Origin of the sequence: Buttiauxella cochleicola (genome assembly GCF_021282405.1) — a bacterium.
In the GTDB taxonomy this organism is placed as follows: domain Bacteria; phylum Pseudomonadota; class Gammaproteobacteria; order Enterobacterales; family Enterobacteriaceae; genus Buttiauxella; species Buttiauxella massiliensis.
Genome location: NZ_JAJSOU010000022.1, coordinates 21,311 through 47,851, shown reverse-complemented (window position 1 = coordinate 47,851; position 26,541 = coordinate 21,311). Strand labels below are relative to the sequence as shown.

The window sequence follows — 26,541 nt, the reverse complement described above, 5'->3', positions numbered from 1 at the left end:
TTTTTTGACAAAATATTTGTTATTCGTCATGAAAAATATAAATTAGTCGCGGCTTTAGATTGTTGCGTGGTGATTTAAACCAATAACGAAATGAAAAGCAATGCGTAAGTTGCTGATGATATATAAGCGTGAGGGATAATTTTGATACGTTAGTGATTTGCAGAATTTATTCATATAGAACTAATTAGTGCAGGGAGCAACGAATCACTGCTCCCTGCAAGCATCAGGATTTAGGGAAAATCCAGACATGTTCCTCAGGTAATGCCAGATGGCAATGCTGGGGATCGCGAAGGCTGGTGCCATATGCGCGAATGACAAAATCATCGCCCGAGGTACGGAACAAATATTCCCAGCGATCGCCAAGATACATGCTGGTAAGCAACGGGAGTTCAAGTTGGTTTTCGCCAGGGCCGTCAACCAGCATTACGCGTTCCACGCGGATAACAGCCGTCGCTTCCTGACCACTTTGCACACCTTCCCCAGCTTGTCCCCACAACGTCCAGCCTTTGCCTTCGATACGCGCTTTTCCGTCACGCACCTCGGTGACTTTGCCGTGCAGACGGTTGTTACTACCCATAAATTCTGCGGTAAAGAGGGTCTTTGGTGAGCCGTACATTTCCTGTGGAGTGCCTTGCTGTTCGATTTTGCCGTTATTGAGCAACAAAATTCGGTCAGATATCGCCATCGCCTCATTCTGATCGTGCGTGACCATGAGGGCTGACAAGCCCAATTTGATAATCAACTCGCGCAGGAATACACGGGCTTCTTCACGCAACTTGGCATCAAGGTTTGATAGTGGCTCATCAAGCAGAATCACCGGCGGGTTGTAAACCAGCGCTCGGCCAATCGCTACGCGCTGTTGCTGGCCACCAGAGAGTTGATGTGGATGGCGTTTACCCAGATGCCCAAGGCCAAGTTGGTTCAGCACGTCTTGTACGCGTTGAGTGATTTCAGCAGCAGCGACTTTGCGCAGCTTCAGCGGGTAGGCCACGTTTTCGAATACGGTTTTGTGCGGCCACAGTGCGTAAGACTGGAATACCAGCCCAAGGTTGCGCTCTTCGGCAGGGATCTCGCTACGCGGTGTGCCGTCGTAAACTTTGTTTTTCCCGATGGTAATCGTGCCCTGGGTGGGCTTTTCCAGCCCAGCGACGGCGCGTAATAATGTGGTTTTGCCGCTGCCTGATGGCCCGAGCAAAGAGACGACTTCGCCACGTTTCAGATTCATGGAAACACCCTTTAATACCGGGTTGTCACCGTAGGTTAAGTGCAGGTTCTCGACCGTTAATTCAATCATGCAGTTTGACTCCAAAACGAAGGGCAATCCCCAGACCTACCACCACCAGCAGGATATTAATAAACGAGAGAGCGGCAACAATATCTATGGCTCCGGCGGCCCACAGGGAAACCAGCATTGAGCCGATGGTTTCTGTACCTGGTGCAAGTAGGTACACGCCGGTTGAATATTCGCGCTCAAAAATCAGGAACATCAGCAACCATGATCCAATCAGGCCGTAGCGCGATAACGGAATAGTGACGTGGCGAGTGATTTGCCCGCGAGTCGCACCGGTGCTGCGCGCAGCTTCTTCCAGTTCTGGCCCGACTTGCAGCAACGTTGAGGAAATCAGCCGCAGACCGTACGCCATCCATACGACGGTATAAGCCAGCCAGACGCTGAAAATGGTACTGCGCAACGAACGCAGCCATACCACCAGGTTATCGCGCAACCACTGCGACCACGGCATTCCGGAAAGCCAGCCGGATTTGAGTGCATTGTCGAGCCACATCGGCAGGAACAGGAATACCCACAGGAATGCCAGACCCGCCAGTAGCCCTGGAACCGCGCGTGGCACCAGCACGCTGTAGTCGAGGAAACGCGTGATGTTGTCTGGTTTGCGGTGCATAGCGATACCGATAAACAGATAACAGGCAACAGCCAGTGCGCCACCAATAACACCAATCGCCATCGAGTTAACAATGGCGCGCAGCAGGTTCGGCTGCTCCCAGATAGTGCGGAAAGTTTGAAGCGACAGTTCATCCCAGATGGATACGCCTACGCCCCAGTTAGAAATAAACGCGCGCAACATCACGCCAATTAGCGGAACGCCGATAGTCACTGTTAGCCAGAATGCCACTACCGCACCGGCTACCCAGCGCCATTTACCCAGCGGTAATGCGCGTGCCTGTGATGCTTTGCCTTTCACCGTTACAAAGCGGTTGGCGGTACGCATCAGGCGACGTTGCAACATCACCAGCGGAATGGTGATACAAATCAGCACCACGGCAACCGCGGCCATCAGATGATAGGAAGGTGTGCCGAGTTTATTGGTCAACTGATACAGATAAGTGGCCAACACCATGTTGCCTTCCGGATCGCCCAGCACCAGCATCAGGCCGAACACTTCCAGCCCAAGGAAGAACAGCAAGACGGTGGCGTACAGAATAGAAGGGCGCACCATCGGCAGGCTGACGGCGGTCATTACCTGTAACGGCGAAGCACCGGCTATACGTGCAGCTTCTTCGACATCAGACCCCACGCTGCGCAGCGCTGAAGAAATATAGAGATATGCATGCGGAACATGCGTTAGACCGGCGATTATCACAATGCTCGACATGTCGTAGATATTCCACGGCACGAAACCAAGAATGGATTGGGCCCACAGCGAGAAGAAACCTACCGGCCCGGCGGCGACCACATAGCCAAACCCCAGAACCATCGGCGAAACAAAAATTGGCACCAGGATCAGCGGTTCAATCAAACGTCTGCCTGGCAAATCGGTGCGCACCATCAGGAATGCCAGAATTCCACCCAACGGGATGGCAATAACCACAAGGCCGATAGCCAGAATAAATCCGCTTTTCAATGCCCTGTAGAAATCAGGATCGGTAAAGATGAAGCCAAAAGATTCAAGGCTCCACTCTTTTGAGGGCGAAAAGAACGGTGCAGAGAGGAAACTTTGTATCACGATGAACGACAGCGGTATGTAGATAACCAGCGCTGTTATTAACACCACAATGCCGCGTGGCAGGCTCTGCCACTTTCTTAGCAATGCACTCATACGACTTCCTTTTTCAACGACTGATTTACCCAAGTCATTCGCGCTACAGGCATGCGGCAATCAAGCAAATCCCGATGAGCTTACTCGAGTAAGTATTTCGGGTGAGCGAGTGCAGCCAACGCACCTGTAGCGTGAATGACGTAGGGGAAATTTATTTAGCCGCGGCAGCACGCCACTGTTTGATGTAATCCAGACGTTTTTTCTGTTGCAGATATTCCAGCAGTGTTTCATCCACAGGGATTGGCTTGAGTGCATTGCCTAACATTTTCGTCATGCCGTCGATATCATTTTTGCCTTCGATATCGTTGCGGATGGATGGGATGTCGGCCTGATTGGCCAGGATGCTTTGCCCTTTTTCAGACAGCACGTAGTCCAACCACAGTTTCGCGGCATTGCTGTTTTGCGCTTGCTGACTGATAAACGACACGCGCGACAGCACCAGGGTGTAATCCTTCGGATAGGAAATCCCCAGAGACGGATCGGTTTTGGCGCGAGCTTCAGCGTAAGAACCCAGAATGTTAAAGCCGATCAGGTTTTCACCTGATGAGACCCTCTCCATCATGGTGCCGGTGGACGACTGCACAGACAGGCCGCCTTTAGCGATATCAGCCAGAGTTTTGAAGTAATTCGGGTCAGCTCTGAAATCCTGTACAGACAGCATGAAGCCCAGGCCGGATTTCTCAATGTCGTAAGTGGTGACTTTTTTGCTGAATTTATCAGGCTGGCTGGCGATAAGTTTTGCCAGCGCGGTATGGGAATCTGGCACTTCATTCGCCGGAATCAAACGTTTGTTATAGATAAACACTACCGGCTCATAAGTTGTGCCGTAGGCTTTGTCTTTCCACACAGCCCATTTTGGCAACTGACCCTGCTCAGGGGATTTATATTCCTGGGCATAGTCGACAGCCAGTTTCAGCGCGGTGTCCATTGAGGAGCTCCAGACCACATCGCCGCTGGTGCCACCCGCCGCTTGTTCGCTGATATAACGGTTATACAGTTCGGTACTGTTCATATCGTTATATTCAACTTTAATACCTGGGTATGCAGTCTCAAACCCCTGAATTAGCGGGCCAGCGGCTTTGGTATCGGTGGTTGAATAGATGACCACTTTGCCTTCTTTAGTCGCAGCATCGACGACTTTTTGGTAGTCAGCCGGGTAGCCTTGAGGAAGTGCAGACATTGCGGAGCAAGACATCAGTACAGCGGTAGTGATTACAGAGAGATGTATTTTATTTAACATTATTATTAACCTTTAGCTGCATTTGGGTAACTAATGGTCAACATAGCGCATGGGGTTTGACAGGCAATGGGGGGAGTTTTTTAACTTTCCGAATTGTGATTCGGGGCTTTATTTCGGCAATTAACACCATTAAAACCGCGAAAGCGTGCGGCTATATCGGATGACGCTACGCTGATTCGCGCTACAAAAATATGCATTTACCCACCGTTGAAGGTGGGAGAAACCGCAGGTGTTATCCCCCAATTTTGCGGTACAGACGTCGCGGATGGCCGATATTTCCGTATTGCATCTCGACGCCGATAATACCCATTTCCACGCAATACTCGAGATAACGGCGCCCTGTGGTTTTGCTTATTCCGACTTCTTCTACCACCTGTTCTACCGACCAACTGATATCAGGTCTGCTCGTAAAAATGCGCTGAACTTTCTCCAGCGTGTTTGGCTCAATTCCTTTCGTGGATGGGGCTGAGGCCGCATTGATGGCGGGTAGGTTATACAATCGGTCCAGCGCATTCTGATCAACTGTCTTCACATGACGCAACGTTTTGACCAGTTGCATAAAGCGCTCCAGCGAACTGCGCAGGCGGTGAAATGAGACGGGCTTGATGATGTAGTCAAACGCGCCGCTGCGCATCGCCTGGCTGCAAGTTTGCATATCGCTGGCAGCAGTAATGAAAATCACCGAACAGTCGAAGCTCTTAAGAAGCGGGCTGTCGATTAAATCCACCCCCTGGCCATCCGGCAAAAAGTTGTCGAGCAATATCAGTCGTGGCTGATGTAGTTCCAGCAGGGAGCGAGCGTGCTCAAGTGTTGCGGCAATTCCCACGACGCGCAGGTGAAAATTTTGCTCGATAAAGTCGCGATGCAAACCGGCAAGGTGGGGTTCATCTTCCACGATGACGACATCAAATGAGTTGCTGTTATTCATGGTATTACCCTGCTCAAACACTTACCGGAAAGGGGATAAAAACAGAAAATATTGTACCTTGCGGCGTATTGTCTGTGATTTCGATACTGCCGTGTGCCTGATGGACGTAGCTGGCAACCAGATATAAACCGATGCCATGTTCTGAGCCTGCCATCTCATGAATGCTTGATGGTTTAGTGGTGACGCCTTGCTCAAAAAGATGGGGTTTTAGCGTGTCATCCACACCGCAGCCCTGGTCGGCTACTTCAATCACCAGTTCCTGATTTCTGTCTGAAATATAGAGCTCCACAGGTACCGAATGTATGGGGGCTTTCAACGTGGCGTCCACAGCGTTATCGAGTAAATTGCCGATCACAGACATAAGTTCGGTTTCACCAATTGTCGCGGGAATTCGGGTTAACTGGCAGGCCGGGTCAAATGTAAGCTCAATACCTTTTTCGCGTGCGCTGACGTATTTCCCCAATAACAGGCCACAAAGGGCAGGGGAGGTGAAATGCGCTGAGACAAAATCCAGCACATTCTGTGCCCCCTCGGATTGCGCCTGGATATAGCGCATCGCATCGTCATAGCGCTGCATCTGCAACAAACCGGCGAGTGTTGCAGTCCAGTTCAACTGTTCGTGGCGCATGATGCGCAGGTTGTCTGCGTAGCGCTTCACCTGGCTTAATTGGCTGCTCAGAGTGTTCATGTCATTTTTGTCGCGGAAACTAAAAACCCAGCCGCTTTCAGCCCCTGGTTCGAGTTCAATCGGTACACGGTTAACAATCACCTGCCGTTGATTAAGCACGGTTATTTGATCGTGATGGCTGTTATTTTCTGTCACGCCATGTTGATTAAAAAATGTGGGTGGCGTTTGTAATATCTCATCCAGTGGTTTGCCGAGTAGTTCATTTTCAGGCTGGCGAATATCCAGCAACTCGCGCGCGGCACGGTTAATTAATATCAGCTGCTTCTGCGCGTTAACGGCAAATACACCTTCATACATCGCTTCGAGCAACGCCTTTTGTTGGAGAACAAGCAGAGCAATATCCTTTGGCTCCAGCCAGAACATTTGTTTTTTGACATTGCGGGTGAATACCCATGAAAAAATAAACAGCAGAATTAATAGCAGCAGGCCATATAAACCCGCTTGCCAGAGCCGGTTGGCATTAATATTGGCGATATATGAAGTGAGATAACCAACAGAGACAATCCCAATCACTTGGTTTTTAGCGTTAAAAATTGGCGCTTTGCTACGTAATGAAACACCGATACCACCTTTACGCGTAGAAATAATCGTTTTGCCCTGCAAAACTTCGGCGTTATCGCCACCAATCATTGGCAGGTTAATGCGTTCCGGGGATTCAGAGTGGTAAAGATGCTGTTCGCGGACGTCGCCAATTACAATGTAACTGGCGTCACTTTGTTTACGTAAGGGCTGGATTAAACGGGCAATTCCCGCCATGTCCCGGTTTGCTACCATTTCCGCAAGCCCCGGAATTAGAGCAATTTCACTGGCCTGAACACGTGCACGTTGACCCAGGTCGTGTTGTATTTGCCGGTCCATAAAGTGGAACAACATCACACCCAGCAAAGCCAATAGCAGGCAGGAAAAGAGCACCAGAGATAAAAAGAGTTTTACCTGAAAAGGTAATCTACGCTTCATATAACCTGCCGTAGGGAAAATAACGAAAACAGACCAGGCAAGCGTATCATGCGAAAATCACGGTTGTACTCTGGCAAGAGGTGAGTTGTGAACTCGCCAGAGAAATAATTATTTATTCTCACATAGAAATAAGGGTTAATAGCCATGTGACCTCCCGTCTTTTAATTTTCATTAATCAGACAGGATCAACCTTATAAAAACCTTAGTTTGCGATTTTAATTGCGAGAGGCTATTCGGGGAGTTTTACAATTGCTGGTGGTCAGAAACTCATAGCCAGGCCGATACCATAACCCGTGGTGTTATTACCGAACATGTAACGAGCCACCAAACGAGTTCGGGTAATAAAAACATCATACTTACTGCTATCAAGCTCAAAGCCCAGTCCCACAGATGAGAGACTATTAAAGCCAAGTTGGCCGCGTTGATCGCCAAGATATTCAGTATGTGCACCTTCGAGCACATAGCGAACCGGGCTTTTAAGCAACTTCCAGTCAAATAACGGTGCCCGACGACGCAGATAAAGCCCGAGGTTCTCCGTGCTGGCGTGCCCTTTGACGGCACGTGAGGTATTAGCGAAGGTTTGCAGGCTCATTCCGGAATAACGCAGCTCAATATCGATGTCCTGTTGCCTGGAAAATAGCTCGTAGTCGAGCATTAACGAGCCTCCCAGGCCATAAGCGTTGAGCCGTCCACCATCAAGAAAATCAAAATCACTATCTCTACGCTGCTTAAGCACGTAAGTGCCAACGCGCAAATCACTCACCATGGTGCCCAGCATGAAATTGGCAATCGGGCGTAGCACCAGATTTCCCCCTCGTTTATCGGTATACAGATGAAAATCCCAGCCAACGCCACCGGTCGCGGTCACGCTGTTCCATTTTGTTGGGATCTTGCGGCTCTCTTCACCGTTGGTCAGCACAAATTGCGGGTCATAACGGCTGTAACTCATCGTCCCTTCAAGATAAAGGGGAAAGGATTCACTGAGTGTTGCTCCGCCGCCAAATTGGGTAATGGTAAGTTCATGGCTCTCGTTATTACCATTGCCAATATTAAGATCGCTGGCGGTGACGTCTGGCACGACGGTGTAGCTCATCAGCGTGAGAACCGCATCTGCGCGTTGCTTAAGACGACCGCCGTCTACTGCAAAACAGATCGGGCTGAATAGCAGTGCTGCCAGCAAAATGTGAGCGCCAGGTAACGGGACAGTCATATGTGACTAGTAGCCTCCGATGGTCTTGACGACGTGACAGGCGAAAATAAGCAAACATAAAAGTCCGGCTAACTGGCCCAGCTTTAAAGTTTAGAACTGATAGCTGTAATTGACACTGGTAAACCAGAGATAAGGGTGGTCATAACTGCCCTGGAATATCCCGGGTGACTGTACTTTTGAAGACTGCATATGCAGGTATTCGACGGCTACACCAATATTACTGGCTGAAGTAATCTGGTATTGCGCACCGGTACCAAAGCGCCATTCATCCCCGGTTGGTATGGTCATGGCTACATCGCTTTGATCTTTGTACGGCGTGCTATCAAACGCGACGCCAGCATTCAGACGCCATTGTTCCGTCGGGCGATACTGCACCCCAAGTGCGGTATGCCAGGTATCTTTCATTCGGCTATTTTTATCCACCTGCTGGCCGACCACGGTAATTTGCGGTGCACCAAACTCACTCCAGTCCTGCCAACCCAGGTCACCCATCACTGACCACTGTTTATCAATGTCATGCACCAGGCTCAACATTATCTGCTGTGGAGCATTAACCTGGGCGGTAATCGGCAGGTCATATTGCACGTTTGGCAGGTTTGGTAAGCGAGCCTTGCCGTCAATATTAAAATCGTATTCGGTTTTACTGTTCCAGGTGACACCAGCCCGAGTCTGGTCGGTCAACTGCATCAATAGGCCAAGACGGTAACTCATCGCCCAGTCATGGTCTTTTTGTTTGTCATCAACGCCATCGACATCACGGGTCAGTGATAGGAAACCGTAGTTAATATTGGCAGAAGCCCCGACAGATACCCGATCGCTGAGCTTATACGCTAAAGAAGGGCTAAGAGTCATCGCCATCAATGTGCTTTTCTTGATCAGGCGCTCGCCTGCCCAATTGCCAAAATCGATACCCAGCCCGTAGTTACCATAGAGCCCGATGCCCGCGTAGAGGTCGTCATTAATTTTTTGGTTGTAGAAACTACTGGCATTTGGCATCACATTCATCACGTTGCCAGGGCTGCGCTGTGCTGAATTATCTAACTGGTAGTCTATGTCGCCACCTAATGCTTGCAGGCCACCGGTGAACATATGATCCGGCAGGCGAGTCATCCCCGCCGGGTTGGTCACAATCGTTGACGCATCCTGCGCACGAGCGGCCTGACCAGCGCCAGCCAGAGCCGTATCTTCCGTACCAATTTCATAAAAATAGAGTGCACTTGCGTGTGAAAATGTTGAAAAGAACAACCCAGAGAATATTACGGCGATTTTTTTCATGTGCCTGCAGCCTTACTTTTGCTTCATTATTATCATCTATTAATGTTTATCCGCCATCTGAAAATGTATTAGCACCTGTACTTCGGGCCTGCGGATTGATAAACAACATTAATCAACTAACTTCATAGATGATGTATTTTATTGTAACCACACAAACGCCACGCCATAGCCGAAGCGTATGTATTATGAACAATATTTGTTATAGCAAATTCTATTTGGACACTACAATTTGTAGCAGGTGGATTGTGATCTCGCCAATATCTGGAGGGAGTACAGAGGTCTGTCCCCTGGTAATGTTTGAGTTATTTAGAATGCAGGGGGGAATATGAGCAAAAAACATTCGCCTTTAGATGCTAAAGCCTAATTAATGTCGTTTTTTACCATATTTTCAATAAGATGCAGGCTTTCAGAAATGTGATGGAGAATATTGGCAGTATCAAAAAGTATGGCAAGCCAAACCAGGATAACCAGGGCGAGTGCGCCCATCGCAGAATAATTGAACATTTTCATTACATTATTGGTAAGAAGTGATTACTGATACTAATTATAGCAATCTGACTACAACCTCAATTAAACAAGTCATCTTTTACAAAATCATGCAGAAAAGCGGGACGAATCCCGCGCTTTACGCTTATTGCTTCTGATATCGCGGAGCAGGAATCCCTGTTCGGGAAGCATCGAAAATCGCCAGTCGTGCAGATTCGTAGGCTTCCCACAATACCAGATCGTGCAGGGGTGGCACCGTCACTTCCTCGCCTTGATCCAATCCCGCCAGTGCGGCATCAACCATATTTTCAGCGGTCATAATGGAATCCGGGGCTAAATGATCCATTGATACACCTGATACCTCCCAGATTTCCGTTGCGGTGACCGCAGGTAATACCGCCTGAATGCGCACATTGCTGCCCGCAATCTCTTGCTGCAAACCACGCGTGAAATTCAGCACATAGCCTTTGGTACCGCTATACACGGCGCTACCCGCGATGGCGTGGAGTGAGACGACCGAGGCGATGTTGATAATGGTGCCACTATTTTGTGCCTGGAAACGGCCGAGGACGGCGAGGCTTAGACGGGTCAGCGCGGTGATATTCAGCATTATGTCCGTCTGGTGTAACTCAGCGCTGCCTGCGGTGAAAGGAGCAAGGTGCGCGGTTCCGGCATTATTGACCAGCACACTGATTCGTTCATTACTGCGCAGCGCCTCTTCTACCACCTGAATACCGCTTTCTGCCGCCAGATCGGCCGGTAGTATCTGAACGGAGATGCCATGCAGGGCTTCAAGCTTACTCGCCAGTTCACGCAAACGCTCTTCACGGCGTGCGACTAATAACAGGTCGAAACCGCGAGCGGCAAAGCGCTCTGCATATATCGCGCCAATACCTGAAGATGCGCCCGTGATGACTGCAACAGAAGGGGAAGTGGTCATGGTAAAGCCTCGTCGTGAAAGTTGATTTGTGGTTTCATAATGAAACTAAATTAAAATTAGGCTTATTGGTTCTATAATGCAACCACATTGCGTGAATTTTTTTATTTCTGCATTGAGACGAACGCTTGCTGGTGGATTAAGAGATTAATAATAAAAGGGAATCGGCGAATAGTGGATGTCGTTGCACTAGTCGCCCCGGATATCTCGTTCTTAAACTAACTCAGGGCGCTGTGCCACCACCTCATCAGGCGCAAGCGTGCGGCCATCCTGCGCTTGTAGCTGGAGTTTACGCAGCGGCTGATGATGCTCGCCATCAACAAGTACGCTGCATTTTTCATGGCTATCAAACAAGTAATCACCACCCCATTGTGCCAGCGCAACCAGCACCGTTTGCAGAGCGCGGCCTTTTTCGGTCAACACATACTCATTCCAGGCGCTGCCGTCAGTGGCAGGACGCACGGTCAAAATACCTTGTTCCACCAGTTGCTTGAGTCGCTGAGTAAGCATGTTTTTGGCGATGCCGAGATTTTTCTGGAACTCACCAAAACGTGTCAGGCCGTTTAAAGCATCGCGCACGATAAGCAATGACCACCAGTCACCAATGATATCCAGTGAACGGGCAACCGGGCAGACGTTACCCTCCATACTTTTGCGTTTCATTAATCCTCCACAGGCTTAGGGCCTTTATTAGTTTTATTATAAAACCTCCCGCCGGGATTGAGTAGTTTTCATTCATTGCACCGTTTTGCGAGCGGCCCGGAAGGCGGTGTCAGTTTTTTCTGCCAAACTGAATGCGGCACTTTTGTGCAATAACATCTTGAGGATGAAGAGATGAATAAAAAAACGATCGCGGCATTACTGGCAATGGCTTACTTCGCTCCTGCGTTGGCTCAAGCCGAAACAGCACCACAGGGTTACCAGCTTCAACAGGTTTTACTAATGAGTCGTCATAATCTGCGTGCGCCTCTTGCCAATAATGGCAGCGTACTGGAACAGTCGACGGCGCAATCATGGCCGGAGTGGGATGTGCCAGGCGGCCAACTCACCACCAAAGGTGGCGTGTTGGAAGTGTATATGGGCCATTATTTGCGTGAATGGTTTGCGGAGCAGGGGTTGGTGACAAGCGGTGAATGCCCAACGCCACAAAGCATTTATGCCTACGCGAACAGTTTGCAACGCACCGTTGCCACAGCACAGTTCTTTATCACTGGTGCGTTCCCTGGTTGTGATGTGCCTGTCCATCACCAGGAGAAAATGGGTACGATGGACCCAACGTTTAATCCGGTGATCACCAATGGTTCACCTGAGTTTCAACAAGCAGCTGTGAAGGCGATGGAAACCCAGCGCGAGCAGTACAAACTGAGCGACAGCTATCAGTTGCTTGAGCAGATAGTTGCTTTTAAAGACTCACCGAGCTGTAAAGAAAAGCAGCAGTGCGATCTCACGGCAAAAAAAGATAAATTCACTGCTAATGCCACAGAGGAGCCGGGAGTGAGCGGCCCACTAAAAGTGGGGAACTCACTGGTCGATGCGTTCACATTGCAATATTACGAAGGGTTCCCACTGGATCAAGTTGCCTGGGGGCAAATCAAAACGGATCAGCAGTGGAAAGTGTTATCGCAGCTGAAAAATGGCTATCAGGATACATTATTCACCTCACCACAGGTTGCTCAGAATGTGGCGGCACCGCTGATTAAATATATTCAGAAAGCGCTGGCGGGCAGTAATAATAAAGGGCCAAAAATCACTTTGCTGGTGGGGCATGACTCCAATATTGCATCGCTTTTGACGGCATTGGATTTTAAACCTTATCAGTTGCCTGAACAGTATGAACGCACGCCAATTGGCGGGAAAATTATGTTCCAGCGCTGGCATGATGCGAATAACAATCGTGAATTGATGAAGGTGGAATACGTTTATCAAAGCGCGGAACAACTGCGTAAAGCTGATGTGCTAAGTCTACAACAGCCACCGCAGCGGGTTACGCTCCAGCTTAATGGTTGTCCAACTGATGCAAATGGTTTTTGTCCGTGGGATAAATTTACGCAAGTATTGGCGCAGAGCGTGAAGTGAGGAAGTGACTGTCTCCCCCGCGTGATGCGGGGGAGGTCGGTGCAGACTAAACGTTTCTGCGTTCTATCGTCTGTTCGCCCCAAAATAGCGAATCTTTATCTGTTTTTTCAAATGCCAACGCCAGTACCTCATCGTTGCCATCTTCCCAAATTTTCTCCGCCATTTTTTCGTCGTATTTAGCCACTTCAAAAATAGCCTCAGCGATTTCAGGAGAGGTGTTACGTAAACTCGCCCATTCACCTACGTGATGAACTTTTGATTGTTGATTCTGCATGTACTCCTCCAGAATTATTTAACCATTTAGTTTAACGGCAAGGCCCGCTACGTGTTCACCTTGATAGCGAGCAATGGAAAGCTCTTCCTGGCTTGGCTGACGCGAACCATCAGCTCCAGCAATTGTTGTTGCACCGTACGGCGTCCCGCCGCGAACCTGAGAGACATCAAACAACTCTTGCGCAGCATAGCCTATGGGGACAATGACCATCCCGTGGTGAGCAAGAGTTGTCCAGGTTGAGGAGATTGTGTGTTCCTGGCCACCGCCGGTGCCTGTCGAACTAAATACGCTGGCAAGTTTGCCGTGCAAAGCGCCCGATGCCCATAAGCCGCCAGTTTGGTCGAGGAATGTGCGCATCTGGCCGGCCATGTTGCCAAAGCGAGTGGGAGTGCCAAAAATAATAGCGTCATAATCGGCAAGCTCTTGCGGTGTGGCTTGCGGGGTATTTTGCGTCTTCCCCCCGGCTTTTAAGAAAGCTTCACCTGACATGGTTTCCGGGACTCGCTTCACCGTCACTTCCACGCCATCTACTTTCTGTGCACCCTCTGCCACAGCGCGTGCCATGGTTTCGATGTGTCCGTACATTGAGTAATATAGCACCAGAACTTTAGCCATTTCGCTTCACTCCTACCTGTGACGCAGCGACTTGCTGCACTCCTCTAAAGATATGTGCTGTGGCCCAGAGTGCAACCTGGAGAGCTGTTTCCTTGATTCAGCACAAGAGGGGGCCTATTTCCGTAAAATTACGTCACATTTTCATTAGGTGATTATTTCATTAAAAATAAGAAAGTCTTATGGATTAAGCGGCAAAAAAATCACCCATTTTGGCGATTACATGTTGCAAGATATTACGGTTAACTGGTCAATTGCCCTGACTGCACTAAGCTTAGTTCCACGTAGCGGTACTTAAGCTGCGCGGTGAAAGAATCTTCTTTGACTGAATGCAATATGATGACTTAACTATTTCACCAATCCGGAGGTTAGAAATGGCAAACCATCGTGGTGGTTCAGGTAATTTCGCTGAAGACCGTGAAAGAGCATCAGAAGCAGGTCGTAAAGGTGGCCAGCATAGTGGCGGGAATTTCAAGAATGACCCGCAGCGCGCCTCAGAAGCAGGCCAAAAAGGGGGCAAAAATAGTCACGGCAAAGGTAGTAGTAAGTAGTCACTCGCCAGACTAACCCCAACCGCCGGTTTTTACCGGCGGTTTTATTTTGACTCTCCCATTGCATGGCTCTGCACCTCATCGCACACTATCCGGCTTGCTTATCTCGTCCAGGTCATGTCATGTCTGCCTTACTTCGTCGCTATCAACTATCCGTCAAACCTCAAGAAGCGATTCTGATCCTTGTCACCATGTTCTGGGGTGGGACTTTCCTTGCTGTGCAATATGCGATGACCATGAGCGGGCCATTCTTTTTTGTTGGTTTACGTTTCGCGACGGCCGCGTTAGCCGTTGGGTTGCTGTCAATAAAATCGCTGCGTGGCCTGACCTGGCTTGAAGTGAAGGCTGGCGTGTTTATCGGCGTTTCAATTGCCATTGGTTACAGCATGCAAACCTGGGGTTTGCAGACTATTCCCAGCAGTAAATCAGCGTTTATCACGGCGATGTATGTCCCGCTGGTGCCTGTGCTGCAATGGATATGCCTTGGTAAAATGCCGGGGGTGATGTCCTGGGTGGGTGTGGTGCTGGCATTTATTGGCTTGGTCTTCCTTGCCGGGCCGGAAAATACCTCACTCACACTCGGCGCGGGCGAAATTATCACGCTGATAAGCGCTCTGGCGATTGCCGCAGAAATTATCCTCATCAGCGCCTGGGCGGGCAAAGTGGATATTAAGCGTGTCACCATTGTCCAGCTCGCTACCGCCTCGATTGTGGCTTTTGCCACCATGATACCTGCCGGGGAAAGCGTGCCATCGTTTACCCCCGGTTTGCTGGTGATTGCATTAGGGCTAGGCATTTTCAGCGCCATTATTCAGGTGACGATGAACTGGGCGCAACGCAGCGTTTCACCAACCCGTGCTACGGTAATTTACACTGGCGAGCCGGTGTGGGCAGGGATTTTCGGGCGTATAGCCGGGGAACGCTTACCTGTGTTAGCTCTGCTTGGCGGCGCGTTAATTGTGTTGGGCGTTCTGGTAAGTGAGTTGAAGCTTAAACGTAAGAAGAAAGAAACATCATTATCAGCTTTGTAGGGTAGCGCCATCCACCCACTCCAGCCGTTGTGTCGGATGACGCTTCGCTTATCCGGCCTACGGAATGACTGTACTTTGGCCTATAACCACTTGGCGTCGGCTCAGAATAGCGTTCAATATAATCGCGCCGAACGTTGCCGTGCCAATGCCGCCAAGCGTGAAGCCGCCCAGTGTTAAGGCGAAATCACCCGCGCCTAAAACCAGGGTTACCGCCACCATAATCAGGTTGCCGTTCTGGCTTAAATCAACATTGTGTTGCACCCAAATGCGTGCGCCTGCCACGGCAATCAAACCAAACACCACAATAGAGGCCCCGCCGATAACCGGGGCAGGAATGGTATGAATTAAGGCACCAAATTTAGGTGAAAACCCCAATAGCATGGCGATCCCGGATGCCGCCACAAATACCAACGTTGAATAGACTTTGGTTACTGCCATCACGCCGATATTCTCGGCATAGGTCGTGACACCGCTGCCGCCAACGGAACCCGAAAGCATCGTTGCAAGGCCATCGCCAACAAAGGCTTTGCCGATGTACGGGTCCATATTTTTGCCCGTCATCCCGGCGACGGCTTTCAGGTGCCCAAGGTTTTCGGCCACCAGAATCACCGCAACGGGGGCAATCAACATCATTGCCTGTGCGTTAAATGTCGGGGAGGTGATTTGCGGAATGCCAAACCAGGCGGCTGAACTTAGCAGGGCGAAATCGACCGGTTTGCCAAAGCCAAACCCATTCGCCAGAACCGCATAAATGGCGCAGGCGAGTATCAGGCCAATAAGAATCAGCAAGCGTTGAATCATGCCGCGGGTAAACACCGCGACCAGCCCGATACACAACACCGTCATGACTGCCATCCAGCTATCAAAACTGCTGGCTGAAACGCCGCGCACCGCGATTGGTGCGAGGTTAAGGCCGATCGCCATCACCACCGCACCGGTCACGACCGGTGGCATTAAACGTTCAATCCAGGCTGTTCCGGCTTTCATCACCACAAAACCAATCAGCGTATATACCAAACCGCAGGCGATAATTCCGCCGAGCGCTACGCTCAAATGTGGATTCAGCCCTTGCCCGTTAAAACCAGTAACGGCTATCACCACACCAACAAACGCAGCACTTGAGCCTAAATAACTCGGCACCCGTCCGCCAGTCACGATAAAGAACAGCAATGTCCCAATACCCGACATCAATATCGACAGATTCGGGTCAAGCCCCATCAGTAGCGGCATCAGCACCGTGGCGCCAAACATCGCTACCGCATGTTGCACGCCCATCACCAGCGTCTGGCCCAGCGGCAGCGTTTCGTCCGGAGCCACCACACCACCTTCTACCGCAGTTTTTTTACGCCATTGTGGAAACCAGGTATTCGCCATATTCATCTCCAGCAGATATCGTGTCGGCTAACAGGCAGGCCGCATCAGTTGATGGTAGCCACGGTCAAACCACACCAGGCCATGGGTATCGTCGTTACGTTCAAGGGCGACTAATTCACAAAATAAGATGTCATGCGTACCTACACCGACGACCTGGCTAATGCGGCAGTCGAACGATACGAGTGCGCCTTCCAGTTGCGGGCAGCCGGTTACACCGTGCCGCCAGCGGGCAGCTGAAAAGCGTTCGCTCATCGCCGTCTTCCCACCAAATAAATTCGAAAGATCTTCATGCCCGGCCGCCAGCGTGTTGACACACAGCGCCTGATTGCGGCTAAAAATCGGCCACACGGAAGCGCTACGATTCAGGCAAACCAGCAATGTTGGTGGCTCATCCGTTACGCTACATACCGCCGAGGCGGTAAACCCAGCACGTCCGGCTGGACCGTCGGTGGTGACAATATTCACCGCAGCGCCAAGACATGACATCGCATCGCGAAAGGCTTGTTTTTCGATCATCTTTAACTCCTCAGGCGAGAATACATGCTTCTTCAAACGCTAAACGTGGCAAGCGTGAATGGGTTTTCGCCGGATCACCGTAGCCAATATTAACCAGCAAATTACTTTTCCAGCCGCTTGTGCCAAAGAACTCGGCATCCACTTTTTCACGGTCAAAGCCGGACATTGGTCCGGTATCTAAACCGAGTGCCCGGCAGGTAGAAATCAGATACGCCGCTTGCATCGAGCTGTTGCGAAAGGCGGTCTCCTGCGCCAGTTCCGGGCTTGAGGTAAACCAGGCGCGGGCATCGGCGTAAGGGAACAATTTGGGTAGTTGCTCAAAGAATACCGGGTCCCAGGCCACAATCGCGGTAACCGGGGCGGTCATGGTTTTCTCGACATTGCCCGCAGAAAGAGTGGGTTTCAGGCGCGCTTTCGCTTCAGTACTGCGCACAAACAAAAAGCGGGCAGGCGAACAGTTGGCTGATGTAGGGCCAAGGCGTAGCAGGTTATAAATCTCAGCAATTTGTTCATCACTCACTGGTTTATCCAGCCAGACGCTATGGGTATGCGCGCCAGTAAATAAGGTTTCCAGCGCTTCGGAAGTAATAGCATGACTCATACAATTTCCTTGTGATAAGCAGGTTCGGTTTCCAGCAAAGTCAGTAGTCGCTGGTTAAAATCACTGGCCGCGGTGACGTTGCAGGCGTGCCCGCCCCACGGCATGATTTCAAGCTGGCTGTCAGGTAGTGCATCATGCAGTTCTTCAGAGCAACTCCACGGCACCAGCAGATCGTCACGGGAACAAATCACCAGCACCGGTTGGTGGATGCGGGCGGCAGTAGCGTGAAAGTCAGCGGCCTTTAACGCATTCAGGCGGCGAGTGAGATTCTCCTGCCCTTGAAAGTGCGCGTTATGCATCGCTTCTTCGGCTTCAAGGCGCGGCTGGTTGGCCGCCATCCAGTCTGCCGGGTAGAGAAACAGCGGCTGCGCCTGCAAATAAGCGGCGGGGCCGCTAGCTTGCAACAGCGTTTCACGTACCGCAAAGCAGCGCCGGGTATGGGCGTTGAGCTGCAACCAGCCGTTGATTATTGCCAGCTTGTCGATGGCTGCGGGGTAATCCAGCGCCAGCTGCATTGCGACCAGGCTACCCAGTGCATGTCCTAGCACGCTGTAATGCGTGATGCCCTGTTGCAGCATGGCGGTGTGGATTTCATGTGCCATATCCGCGAGGCAATAATCATTGGGCAGCGGCTCTTTATTCACACCCGTGCCGCGCTGGTCATAAACCACCAGTTGGTAATGTTCAGCCAGTGCCGCACGTTGTGGTAGCCAGTAGCTGCCCAAGCCACCGAGCCCGGCTATTAGCAGCAAGACCGGGGCGTTGGGGAAGGGCGCTTGAGTCAGCTCAATCTGCATAAGCTATTTCCCGATGTGCGCGATGCTTGCGATTTCGACCAACGCATCCGGTTTCACCAGACCACACTGAATGCAGAACCGTGCAGGCTTATCACCTGGGAAAAACTCGGCATACACTTCGTTGATGGCGGCGTAGTTTGTCCAGTCGGTAATAAAAATCTGATTAAAGGTCACGTCATCCATGGTGCCACCTGCGGTTTCAATCACCGACTTAATGGTTTCCAGCACATGGCGCGTCTGGGCTTTAGCGTCGCCGACATACACCACATTGTTTTGTTTATCGAACGGCAGCGTACCGGAGACATACACCACGCCATCGGCGAGGGTGCCTGGCACAAACGGAGCGATAGGCGTTGCGGTTCCAGGCGGAATGATTACGGATTTCGGCATGGGTTATTCCTTATCAGGCAATGCGGGCGAAAGATTGTGGCTGCAACGCCTGGCAAAATGTGCCGACGTCGCTTACCCAACCAAAGAAGGTTTCGATATTGAATAAGGCAGCTTGCTGCACAAAAGCAGGCCCGGCCTGGTGGGTGGCATCGGCAAGCACCACGCCGAAATACTCAAGGAAAAACCCGTCGCGCAGCGTCGACTCCACGCAGACGTTAGTCGCAATGCCGGTAAACACCAGGTGGCGAATACTGCGCGAACGCAAGATGCTGTCGAGCTGCGTGTTAAAGAAACCGCTGTAACGAGGCTTGGGTAAAACGATGTCCCCTGCCTGTGGCACCAGTTCGTCCACCAGTTGGTAATCCCAGCCGCCTTTTGCCAATAGCGTGCCCTGTAATTCCGGCTGCTTGCGCATGGTTTTCAATGCATTGGACTTATGGAAGTTTGGCGAGCCTGGACCGCCTGCTTCGACGTAATCGCTATCCCAACCGTTCTGGAACCAGACGATCAATATCCCCGCTTCACGCGCAGCGGCAACGGCAGTTTTAATGTTTTCGATAACCGGCTTAGTTGCCGAAACATCGAACCCGGCAAGATCGAGATAGCCACCTTTGCTTGCATAAGCGTTTTGCATATCCACGACAATCAGTGCCGTTTGTTCAGGTGCGAAAGTAATGGCTTCCGGGCGAGCATCCAGGGTGATGTTTTTCATTACGCCACCTCGCGGGTTGATGGGGATAGGTGCGCGCGCGATTGCATCAGCGGCTGGATTTTTTCGCCAAAGGCTTCAATGCCACTCAGGAAATCATCAAAGGTAAGCAGTACACCTTCAGCGCCCGGCACGGTAGCCACTTCATCCAGCAGACGGGCGACGGTGGCATAAGAGCCAACCAGGGTGCCCATGTTGATATTCACCGCTGAAGTGGGGTCAGCCATTTGCCGCACGTTGGTATTAGTGCCCGAACGGGTGTCTTTCTGGCTTTGCTCGGTGAGCCATGCCAGGGCTTCTTCGTCGGCCCCGGCTTTGTAGTGCTCCCATTTCGCGCGAGCGGCTTCGTCGCTTTCATCGGCTATAATCATAAATAGAACGTAAGAGCCGACATCGCGCCCGGTTTTCTCCGCCGCTTCCATCATGCGTGCGGCAGTGGGGGCAAACGCGGTTGGCGTGTTAACACCTTTGCCAAAGCAGAAGTTGTAGTCGGCGTATTCTGCGGAGAACGCCATGCCCGCGTCGCTTTGCCCGGCACAGATCATTTTCACTGGTTGGGCAGGGCGCGGGCTTAAGCGGCAGTCGTTCATGGTGAAGAACTCGCCTTTTAAATCACTTTGCCCGGTTCCCCATAAATCGCGCAGCACGGTGGCGTATTCAGACAGGTAGTCATAGCGGCGAGCGAAATATTCGTCCCCTGGCCAGATCCCCATTTGCTCGTATTCTGGTTTTTGCCAACCGGTCACCAGATTGACGCCAAAACGCCCCGGCGCGATGGAGTCAATGGTTGATGCCATACGCGCCACAATGGCGGGCGGTAAAGTCAGCGTGGCGGCAGTGGCGTAGATCTGAATTTTGGTGGTCACCGCCGCAAGGCCCGCCATCAGGCTGAAAGACTCCAGGTTGTGATCCCAGAATTCTGTTTTTCCGCCAAAGCCACGCAGCTTGATCATCGAGAGGGCAAAGTCGAAATCGTAGTATTCCGCTTTTTGCACAATCGCTTTATTGAGCTCAAAAGTGGGCATGTATTGCGGCGCAGTCGTGGAGATTAACCAGCCGTTGTTACCGATAGGAATGAATACGCCAATTTTCATCGCAAGCCTCTCATCACAGGTGGTATACCCATCATCCTTCAAGCCGCAGCGGCGTTGGCTGCAAACGCTCGCCCCAGTCACTTACTCAAGTAAGCTCCTGGGGACAATCGTCCTTGCCGCCTTGCTGCAACTCGAATGCTAATGGGTATTGATTTGTCATTTCAGTCTTTGCAAACCTGATGCCAGGTTAAGAAAGTCACTTGTTATCAGCATGTTGTTTATTGGTTGCTGTTTTTAGGTGATTGAAACCAGACTGCTTGGTCAAAACTGGTGCACAAAAAACAGGCGTTCGTGCGCGTTCAGGGTGCATACAACGCGCACTTCTGACGTGGTCTTTGCTATGCTGTCGGGCAAAACAGAACGATGAGAGGGCGCATGGCACAAGGTGCGGCAGCAACGAAAGAAACCGGACGGCGTTCCAAAGCGGTAGCGGCGAAAAAGCAGGCTATTCTGGCGGCAGGACTGGAGTTCTTCTCCCAATACGGCATTCACGGCACCAGCATCGAACAGGTAGCTGAGCGTGCGGAAGTGTCAAAAACAAACCTTCTCTATTATTACCCTTCTAAAGAAGCGCTCTATATTGCCGTGCTTAAGCAGATCCTTGATATCTGGCTTGCCCCTTTACGTGCGTTTCGTGAGGATTTACAGCCGCTGGTAGCGATAGGCGAATACATCCGGCTGAAACTGGAAGTTTCCCGCGATTACCCGCAGGCCTCGCGGCTGTTCTGCCTTGAAATGCTACAAGGCGCTCCGCTGCTGAAAGCAGAGTTGAGCGGGGATTTGAAAACGCTGGTCGATGATAAATCCGCAATCATTGCCGGTTGGGTTGAAAGCGGAAAACTGGCGGCGGTCGATCCGCATCATTTGATCTTTATGCTATGGGCAACCACTCAGCATTACGCTGATTTCGCAAGCCAGGTTGAAGCAGTAGCGGGTAGCAATCTACAGGACGAGGCGTTTTTCCGCCGCACGGTGGAAAACGTGCAGCGAATGATTATTGAAGGAATTCGAGTGCGTTAATTTTGTTGTGGATGGAAGACACAACTGACATCCCCTTCTTCGCATTGCAGCGTGCTTTTTAGCAGTTCAGTGCGTTCGCGGGTTTTATCCGTCATGCATTGTGCATGCACCATCGGTGCGACGGATGCGCCGTCAGCACCAGACGTTAAGAATGCACAGTCGGCGTCGCGAAATGCAATCCACGCATTTTGCGCCGCTTTGAGCTGGGTTTTCTGGGTGTCCGTGGCGAGTTTCATCGCCTCTTTGTAAGTCTGATTAAGTGAATCATCCTGCTTTTTATATTCGTTACTGGCGCACTCGTTAAGCCCAGCTTGTGAAGTTGCCGAGTCGCAACTATCGGCCAGCGCATTGGCGCTCAACAACAATCCCGTTATTAGTAAACAAACGCGTTTCATCAGTATTCCTCGAAGAAAAGGCTCCCAAAAAGGAGCCTTTTTAGCGTAGTGAAAACTTAGCCGATTGTCATCAAACTGGCGTTACCACCTGCTGCCGCAGTATTCACGCTAAGTGAGCGTTCAACGTATAAACGCTCCAGCAACAGGTTAGTTTCACCGCGTGCGAAGCCTTGTACCGAAACAATGGCCCCATCCCGCGCAGCTACCTTTTCACACAATGCGCGTAACTGGTCGGAATCACCGTGGTAAATCACCGCATCAAACGGCTGGCTCAGCAACGCATCTTCTTTCGCGAAATCGATATGCTTCTGTACCAGATCCGGTAGTGCTTTCGCCAGTTCGCGATGAAGTTTGTCATCAGCCCATAGCGCACGGCTGCCCACGCTCGTCACTGCTGCTAGTTGCACTAGTACGTCTTGCTCATTATCTGCGATACACAACACTCGCTCGCGCGGCATAAGGGCGTAGGTGTTACGTTCACCCGTTGGCCCCGGTAACTGGCGTAACGTGCCGCTTTGTGCCAGTTGCGCGAAGCGTGCGCAGATAGCAGGCAATTCGCCTTTTTTTACTGCCCATTGCGCTAACGCCTGATGAGCTTCCTGAAGGCTGGCTTTAAGCGTGGAATCTACCGGTAGCTCAGCATCCTGGCGGTTAAAGGTAGTTTGCAGCGCGTTGTCCGGGCGGTTTGCCAGCAGGCGATACAGATACAGTGGGCCTCCGGCCTTCGGGCCGGTGCCCGATAAACCTTCGCCACCAAATGGCTGCACACCGACGACCGCGCCAACCATATTGCGGTTGACGTACATATTACCGACGTGTGCGGAACCTGTAACTTGGGCAATGGTTTCGTCAATACGCGTATGTACGCCAAGCGTCAGACCGTATCCCGCCGCATTGATTTGGTTAATCAGCGTTTCCAGGTTGTTGCGGTTATAACGCACCACATGCAACACAGGGCCAAACACCTCTTTTTGCATCTCATCGAAGCTTTCCAGCTCAATCAATGTAGGTGCGACGAAAGTACCGCTCTGCCACTCTTTGGCATCCACGCTGTTTTCACGAGCCGCCTGGAATACTTTGCGGCCTTTGCTGCGCAGCGTTTGAATATGCTTCTCGATATTCTCTTTCGCTTCGGCGTCGATAACCGGGCCGATGTCCGTGGTTAAGCGGCCTGGGTTGCCCATGCGGCATTCCGCCATCGCACCGCGCAGCATTTGCAGCGTATGCTCGGCGACATCTTCCTGGATACACAACACGCGCAGTGCGGAACAACGCTGGCCTGCGCTATCAAAGGCCGAGGCCAGCACATCAACCACCACTTGTTCGGTAAGCGCTGAAGAATCGACGATCATTGCGTTCAGACCACCGGTTTCTGCAATCAGCGGCGTCGGGCGACCTTGTGGATCAAGACGGTCGGCGATATTGCGTTGCAGCAAAGTAGCCACTTCGGTGGAACCAGTAAACATCACGCCACGCACACGGGCATCGCCTGTTAACTGTGCGCCCACTGTTTCACCACGGCCTGGCAGAAGTTGCAGCACGCCCGCAGGCACACCGGCTTCCAGCAGAATATTGATACCGAGGGCGGCAATCAGCGGGGTTTGCTCAGCCGGTTTTGCCAGCACACTGTTACCGGCTGCGAGGGCTGCAGCAATTTGCCCGGTAAAGATAGCCAGAGGGAAGTTCCACGGGCTGATGCAAACGACTGGGCCGAGCGGGCGGTGGGTTTCGTTATCGAAATCATCGCGTACCTGGCCTGCGTAGTAGTGCAGGAAATCCACGGCTTCACGCACTTCGGCAATGGCGTTGCTAAAGGTTTTACCTGCTTCACGCACCAGAACGCCAATCAGCTTTTGCATCTGGCCTTCCATCATCACGGCCGCTCGCTCAAGAATCGCGGCGCGTTCTTGTGGCGGGGTGGCGAACCAGATTGGTGCATTATTCACGGCACTCACGAGTGCTTGTGAAACCTCTTCGTACGTGGCTTCACGCGTATAACCAACGACATCTGTCGGTTCCGCTGGGTTTTTCACTGTCACCATATCGCCTGGTGCGACGGCATTCTCCAGAATCGGCAGCGCCTGCCATTTTTGCGCCGCACTGTTAAGTAGGGCAGAGGAGAGGGAGGCGAGGCGATGTTCGTTCGCCAGATCCAGGCCGCTGGAGTTGGTGCGGTTCGCGCCGTAAAGCTCTTTCGGTACAGCGATTTTTGGATGTGGCAGACCGAGTTGGCCTTCTTTAACCGCGATAGCTTCAATGGCGGTAACCGGGTCGGCAACCAGCTCATCTAGCGGCAAGGTGTTGTCGGCAATACGGTTAACAAACGAGGTGTTCGCGCCATTTTCTAACAGACGACGCACCAGGTACGCCAGTAGCGTTTCGTGGGTGCCAACAGGTGCATAAATACGGCAAGGTCGATTCAGTTTACCGTCGGCAATTTTGCCCACCACTTGATCGTAAAGTGGTTCACCCATGCCGTGCAGGCACTGGAACTCATACTGGCCAGGATAGTAGTTCTGCCCGGCAAGATTGTAGATTGCTGCCAGCGTATGGGCGTTGTGTGTCGCAAACTGTGGGTAAATCAGGTTTGGTACTGCCAACAGTTTTTTCGCGCAGGCCAGATAAGAGATGTCGGTGTAAACCTTGCGGGTATAAACCGGGTAGCCTTCCAGTCCATCCATTTGGGCGCGTTTGATTTCGCTGTCCCAGTACGCGCCTTTCACCAGACGAATCATCAGGCGGCGACGGCTGCGGGTGGCGAGATCCACCAGGTAATCAATCACAAACGGGCAGCGTTTTTGGTACGCCTGAATCACGAAACCAATACCGTTCCAGCCTGCCAGTTCAGGTTCGAAGCAGAGTTTTTCCAGCAGATCGAGTGAGATCTCCAGGCGATCGGCCTCTTCGGCGTCAATGTTAATGCCGACATCATACTGGCGGGCCAGCAACGTCAGGAATTTCAAACGCGGGTACAACTCTTCCATTACGCGATCGTACTGCGCGCGGCTATAGCGCGGGTGCAGTGCGGAAAGCTTGATGGAAATGCCAGGGCCTTCGTAAATGCCACGCCCATTAGAGGCCTTCCCAATCGCGTGAATCGCTTGCTGATAAGAAACCATGTAAGCCTGTGCATCGGCTTCGGTCAGTGCTGCTTCACCCAACATATCGTAGGAGTAGCGGAAACCTTTCTCTTCGAGTTTGCGGGCGTTAGCTAATGCTTCTGAAATGGTTTCGCCGGTCACAAACTGCTCGCCCATCAGGCGCATCGCCATATCTACACCTTTGCGGATTAACGGCTCACCGCTTTTCCCGATGATGCGGTTCAGGGATGTCGACAGACTAGCCTCGTTGTGCGTGGACACCAGTTTGCCGGTAAACAGCAGACCCCAGGTGGCAGCGTTCACAAACAGTGATGGGCTACGGCCAATATGCGAGTGCCAGTTGCCGTTGCTGATTTTGTCGCGGATTAACGCATCGCGCGTGGCTTTGTCCGGGATGCGCAATAACGCTTCAGCCAGACACATCAACGCCACACCTTCTTGTGAGGAAAGTGAGAATTCTTGCAGCAAACCTTGTACCATGCCCGCCCGGCCTGATGCGCTCTTCTGATTACGAAGCTTTTCAGCGAGTTGGTACGCCAGTTTGTGAGTTTTTTCTGCAATATTCACTGGCAAACGTGCCTGTTCCAGAATCATCGGCACCGCATCGGTTTCCGGTCGGCGCCAGGCTGCGGTAATAGCTGCGCGAGTAACGGACTGAGGAAGAATTTGTTCTGCAAAATCAAGGAATGGCTGATGTGTTTCTTCAATATGCGGGGCAGATTCTTCGCTTTCATTCGCGGCACCTGCCAGCATGGCCGGAAGTTCTGGCAATTCGTCGTTATTTTCCAGGCGTTCGAGATAATTAAAAATCGCCTGTTTGATTAGCCAGTGTGGTGTGCGGTCAATACGTGAAGCGGCGTCTTTAATGCGCTCGCGGGTCGCGTCGTCCAGTTTTACGCCCATGGTGGTGGCCATGCCAGTAACTCCCATACCCGTTATTACTCGGGTAAATATTGAAGGGTTGATAAAAGTTATCGGGCAATATCTATCATGTTGCAACTTTGTGCAACCTTGTTAAATGTGAGCCAGATAGCAAGCTGGGAAATAGATTGAATTGTTAAATCTGGAATTAGAAAACAAGTGGGCTAATTATTCGCAGACAGGGTGAATTAACTGACAGAGTTAACATTTTCTAAGGGTGCAACCGTGAAAAGCGTGAGCGAGTGCAACCTGGTGAGAAAAGCTAATTTTTGTACGGTGAATTTATTGTGAATAGTGTGTTA

At 51.3% G+C, this 26,541-nt stretch carries 24 protein-coding genes; 4 read left to right on the top strand and 20 right to left on the bottom strand.

Going from position 1 to position 26,541, the window contains the following annotated elements; translation table 11 throughout:
* Positions 1–223 precede the first annotated feature (223 nt).
* The 9 genes from LVQ79_RS20965 to LVQ79_RS20925 form a co-directional block, all read right to left on the bottom strand.
* A complete protein-coding gene (locus tag LVQ79_RS20965) occupies positions 224–1,294 on the bottom strand; it encodes an ABC transporter ATP-binding protein (RefSeq protein ID WP_232866586.1) in 1,071 nt (356 codons plus the stop codon).
* Positions 1,287–3,056: an ABC transporter permease gene (locus LVQ79_RS20960; RefSeq protein ID WP_232866583.1), complete on the bottom strand. Its 1,770-nt coding sequence runs from the start codon at positions 3,054–3,056 to the stop codon at positions 1,287–1,289. Before LVQ79_RS20960 ends, LVQ79_RS20965 begins: the two co-directional genes overlap by 8 nt.
* Positions 3,057–3,207: 151 nt before the next feature.
* Entirely contained in the window at positions 3,208–4,296 is a 1,089-nt protein-coding gene (locus LVQ79_RS20955) for an ABC transporter substrate-binding protein (RefSeq protein ID WP_232866580.1), read from the bottom strand.
* A gap of 232 nt (positions 4,297–4,528) precedes the next feature.
* Positions 4,529–5,224 carry a response regulator gene (locus tag LVQ79_RS20950; RefSeq protein ID WP_232866577.1) on the bottom strand — a complete coding sequence of 232 codons (696 nt, stop codon included), beginning with the start codon at positions 5,222–5,224 and terminating at the stop codon, positions 4,529–4,531.
* A gap of 13 nt (positions 5,225–5,237) precedes the next feature.
* Positions 5,238–6,869, bottom strand: a complete 1,632-nt coding sequence (locus LVQ79_RS20945) for an ATP-binding protein (RefSeq protein ID WP_232866574.1) — start codon at positions 6,867–6,869, stop codon at positions 5,238–5,240.
* A gap of 259 nt (positions 6,870–7,128) precedes the next feature.
* Positions 7,129–8,079: a hypothetical protein gene (locus LVQ79_RS20940; RefSeq protein WP_232866572.1), complete on the bottom strand. Its 951-nt coding sequence runs from the start codon at positions 8,077–8,079 to the stop codon at positions 7,129–7,131.
* Between the two features lie 90 nt (positions 8,080–8,169).
* Positions 8,170–9,354 carry an OmpP1/FadL family transporter gene (locus LVQ79_RS20935; protein ID WP_232866569.1) on the bottom strand — a complete coding sequence of 395 codons (1,185 nt, stop codon included), beginning with the start codon at positions 9,352–9,354 and terminating at the stop codon, positions 8,170–8,172.
* Positions 9,355–9,985: 631 nt separating this feature from the next.
* On the bottom strand, positions 9,986–10,780 hold the full coding sequence (locus tag LVQ79_RS20930) for an SDR family NAD(P)-dependent oxidoreductase (RefSeq protein ID WP_232866566.1): 795 nt from the start codon (positions 10,778–10,780) through the stop codon (positions 9,986–9,988).
* Between the two features lie 210 nt (positions 10,781–10,990).
* Positions 10,991–11,440, bottom strand: a complete 450-nt coding sequence (locus LVQ79_RS20925) for a winged helix-turn-helix transcriptional regulator (protein WP_232866563.1) — start codon at positions 11,438–11,440, stop codon at positions 10,991–10,993.
* Positions 11,441–11,611: 171 nt separating this feature from the next.
* Here LVQ79_RS20925 and agp point away from each other — a divergent pair, with 171 nt between their 5' ends.
* Positions 11,612–12,853, top strand: coding sequence for a bifunctional glucose-1-phosphatase/inositol phosphatase (gene agp / locus LVQ79_RS20920; RefSeq protein ID WP_232866560.1), 1,242 nt, complete (start codon positions 11,612–11,614; stop codon positions 12,851–12,853).
* A gap of 46 nt (positions 12,854–12,899) precedes the next feature.
* On the opposite strand, the gene LVQ79_RS20915 is transcribed toward agp, so the two are convergent.
* Both LVQ79_RS20915 and wrbA read right to left on the bottom strand, forming a co-directional pair.
* Positions 12,900–13,127 (bottom strand): YccJ family protein, encoded by a 228-nt coding sequence (locus LVQ79_RS20915; RefSeq protein WP_064517714.1) that lies wholly within the window; start codon positions 13,125–13,127, stop codon positions 12,900–12,902.
* Positions 13,128–13,145: 18 nt separating this feature from the next.
* Positions 13,146–13,742, bottom strand: coding sequence for an NAD(P)H:quinone oxidoreductase (wrbA, locus tag LVQ79_RS20910; RefSeq protein WP_064517716.1), 597 nt, complete (start codon positions 13,740–13,742; stop codon positions 13,146–13,148).
* A gap of 371 nt (positions 13,743–14,113) precedes the next feature.
* Between wrbA and LVQ79_RS20905 the strand changes: the two genes are divergently transcribed.
* On the top strand, positions 14,114–14,290 hold the full coding sequence (locus LVQ79_RS20905) for a con-10 family general stress protein (RefSeq protein ID WP_034456279.1): 177 nt from the start codon (positions 14,114–14,116) through the stop codon (positions 14,288–14,290).
* A 122-nt stretch (positions 14,291–14,412) separates the two neighbouring features.
* Entirely contained in the window at positions 14,413–15,321 is a 909-nt protein-coding gene (locus tag LVQ79_RS20900; RefSeq protein WP_232866557.1) for a DMT family transporter, read from the top strand.
* A gap of 57 nt (positions 15,322–15,378) precedes the next feature.
* Here LVQ79_RS20900 and rutG read toward each other — a convergent pair whose 3' ends face one another.
* From rutG to rutA, 7 genes are read right to left on the bottom strand one after another with little or no spacing between them, the layout of a single operon-like run.
* A complete protein-coding gene (gene rutG, locus LVQ79_RS20895; protein WP_232866554.1) occupies positions 15,379–16,695 on the bottom strand; it encodes a pyrimidine utilization transport protein G in 1,317 nt (438 codons plus the stop codon).
* Between the two features lie 27 nt (positions 16,696–16,722).
* Complete coding sequence (rutF, locus tag LVQ79_RS20890) at positions 16,723–17,211, bottom strand: NADH-dependent FMN reductase RutF (RefSeq protein WP_232866552.1); 489 nt, start codon at positions 17,209–17,211, stop codon at positions 16,723–16,725.
* Between the two features lie 10 nt (positions 17,212–17,221).
* Positions 17,222–17,812 carry a malonic semialdehyde reductase gene (locus tag LVQ79_RS20885; protein WP_232866550.1) on the bottom strand — a complete coding sequence of 197 codons (591 nt, stop codon included), beginning with the start codon at positions 17,810–17,812 and terminating at the stop codon, positions 17,222–17,224.
* The gene (rutD, locus tag LVQ79_RS20880) at positions 17,809–18,609 is read right to left on the bottom strand and encodes a pyrimidine utilization protein D (protein ID WP_255669183.1); all 801 of its coding nucleotides are present in this window, start codon (positions 18,607–18,609) and stop codon (positions 17,809–17,811) included. The genes LVQ79_RS20885 and rutD overlap by 4 nt, the downstream gene beginning before the upstream one ends.
* A gap of 3 nt (positions 18,610–18,612) precedes the next feature.
* Positions 18,613–18,999, bottom strand: a complete 387-nt coding sequence (gene rutC, locus LVQ79_RS20875; RefSeq protein ID WP_232866547.1) for a pyrimidine utilization protein C — start codon at positions 18,997–18,999, stop codon at positions 18,613–18,615.
* Between the two features lie 13 nt (positions 19,000–19,012).
* Entirely contained in the window at positions 19,013–19,711 is a 699-nt protein-coding gene (gene rutB, locus LVQ79_RS20870) for a pyrimidine utilization protein B (protein WP_232866544.1), read from the bottom strand.
* The gene (gene rutA, locus LVQ79_RS20865; RefSeq protein ID WP_232866541.1) at positions 19,711–20,802 is read right to left on the bottom strand and encodes a pyrimidine utilization protein A; all 1,092 of its coding nucleotides are present in this window, start codon (positions 20,800–20,802) and stop codon (positions 19,711–19,713) included. Before rutA ends, rutB begins: the two co-directional genes overlap by 1 nt.
* Positions 20,803–21,177: 375 nt before the next feature.
* On the opposite strand from rutA, the gene rutR reads away from it, so the two are divergent.
* Entirely contained in the window at positions 21,178–21,822 is a 645-nt protein-coding gene (gene rutR, locus LVQ79_RS20860) for an HTH-type transcriptional regulator RutR (RefSeq protein ID WP_232866539.1), read from the top strand.
* Here rutR and LVQ79_RS20855 read toward each other — a convergent pair.
* The gene (locus LVQ79_RS20855) at positions 21,819–22,217 is read right to left on the bottom strand and encodes a lysozyme inhibitor LprI family protein (protein WP_232866536.1); all 399 of its coding nucleotides are present in this window, start codon (positions 22,215–22,217) and stop codon (positions 21,819–21,821) included. The two genes, rutR and LVQ79_RS20855, sit on opposite strands and share 4 nt — an antisense overlap.
* 56 nt (positions 22,218–22,273) lie before the next feature.
* Positions 22,274–26,233, bottom strand: coding sequence for a trifunctional transcriptional regulator/proline dehydrogenase/L-glutamate gamma-semialdehyde dehydrogenase (putA, locus tag LVQ79_RS20850; RefSeq protein ID WP_232866533.1), 3,960 nt, complete (start codon positions 26,231–26,233; stop codon positions 22,274–22,276).
* Between the last annotated feature and the right edge of the window lie 308 nt (positions 26,234–26,541).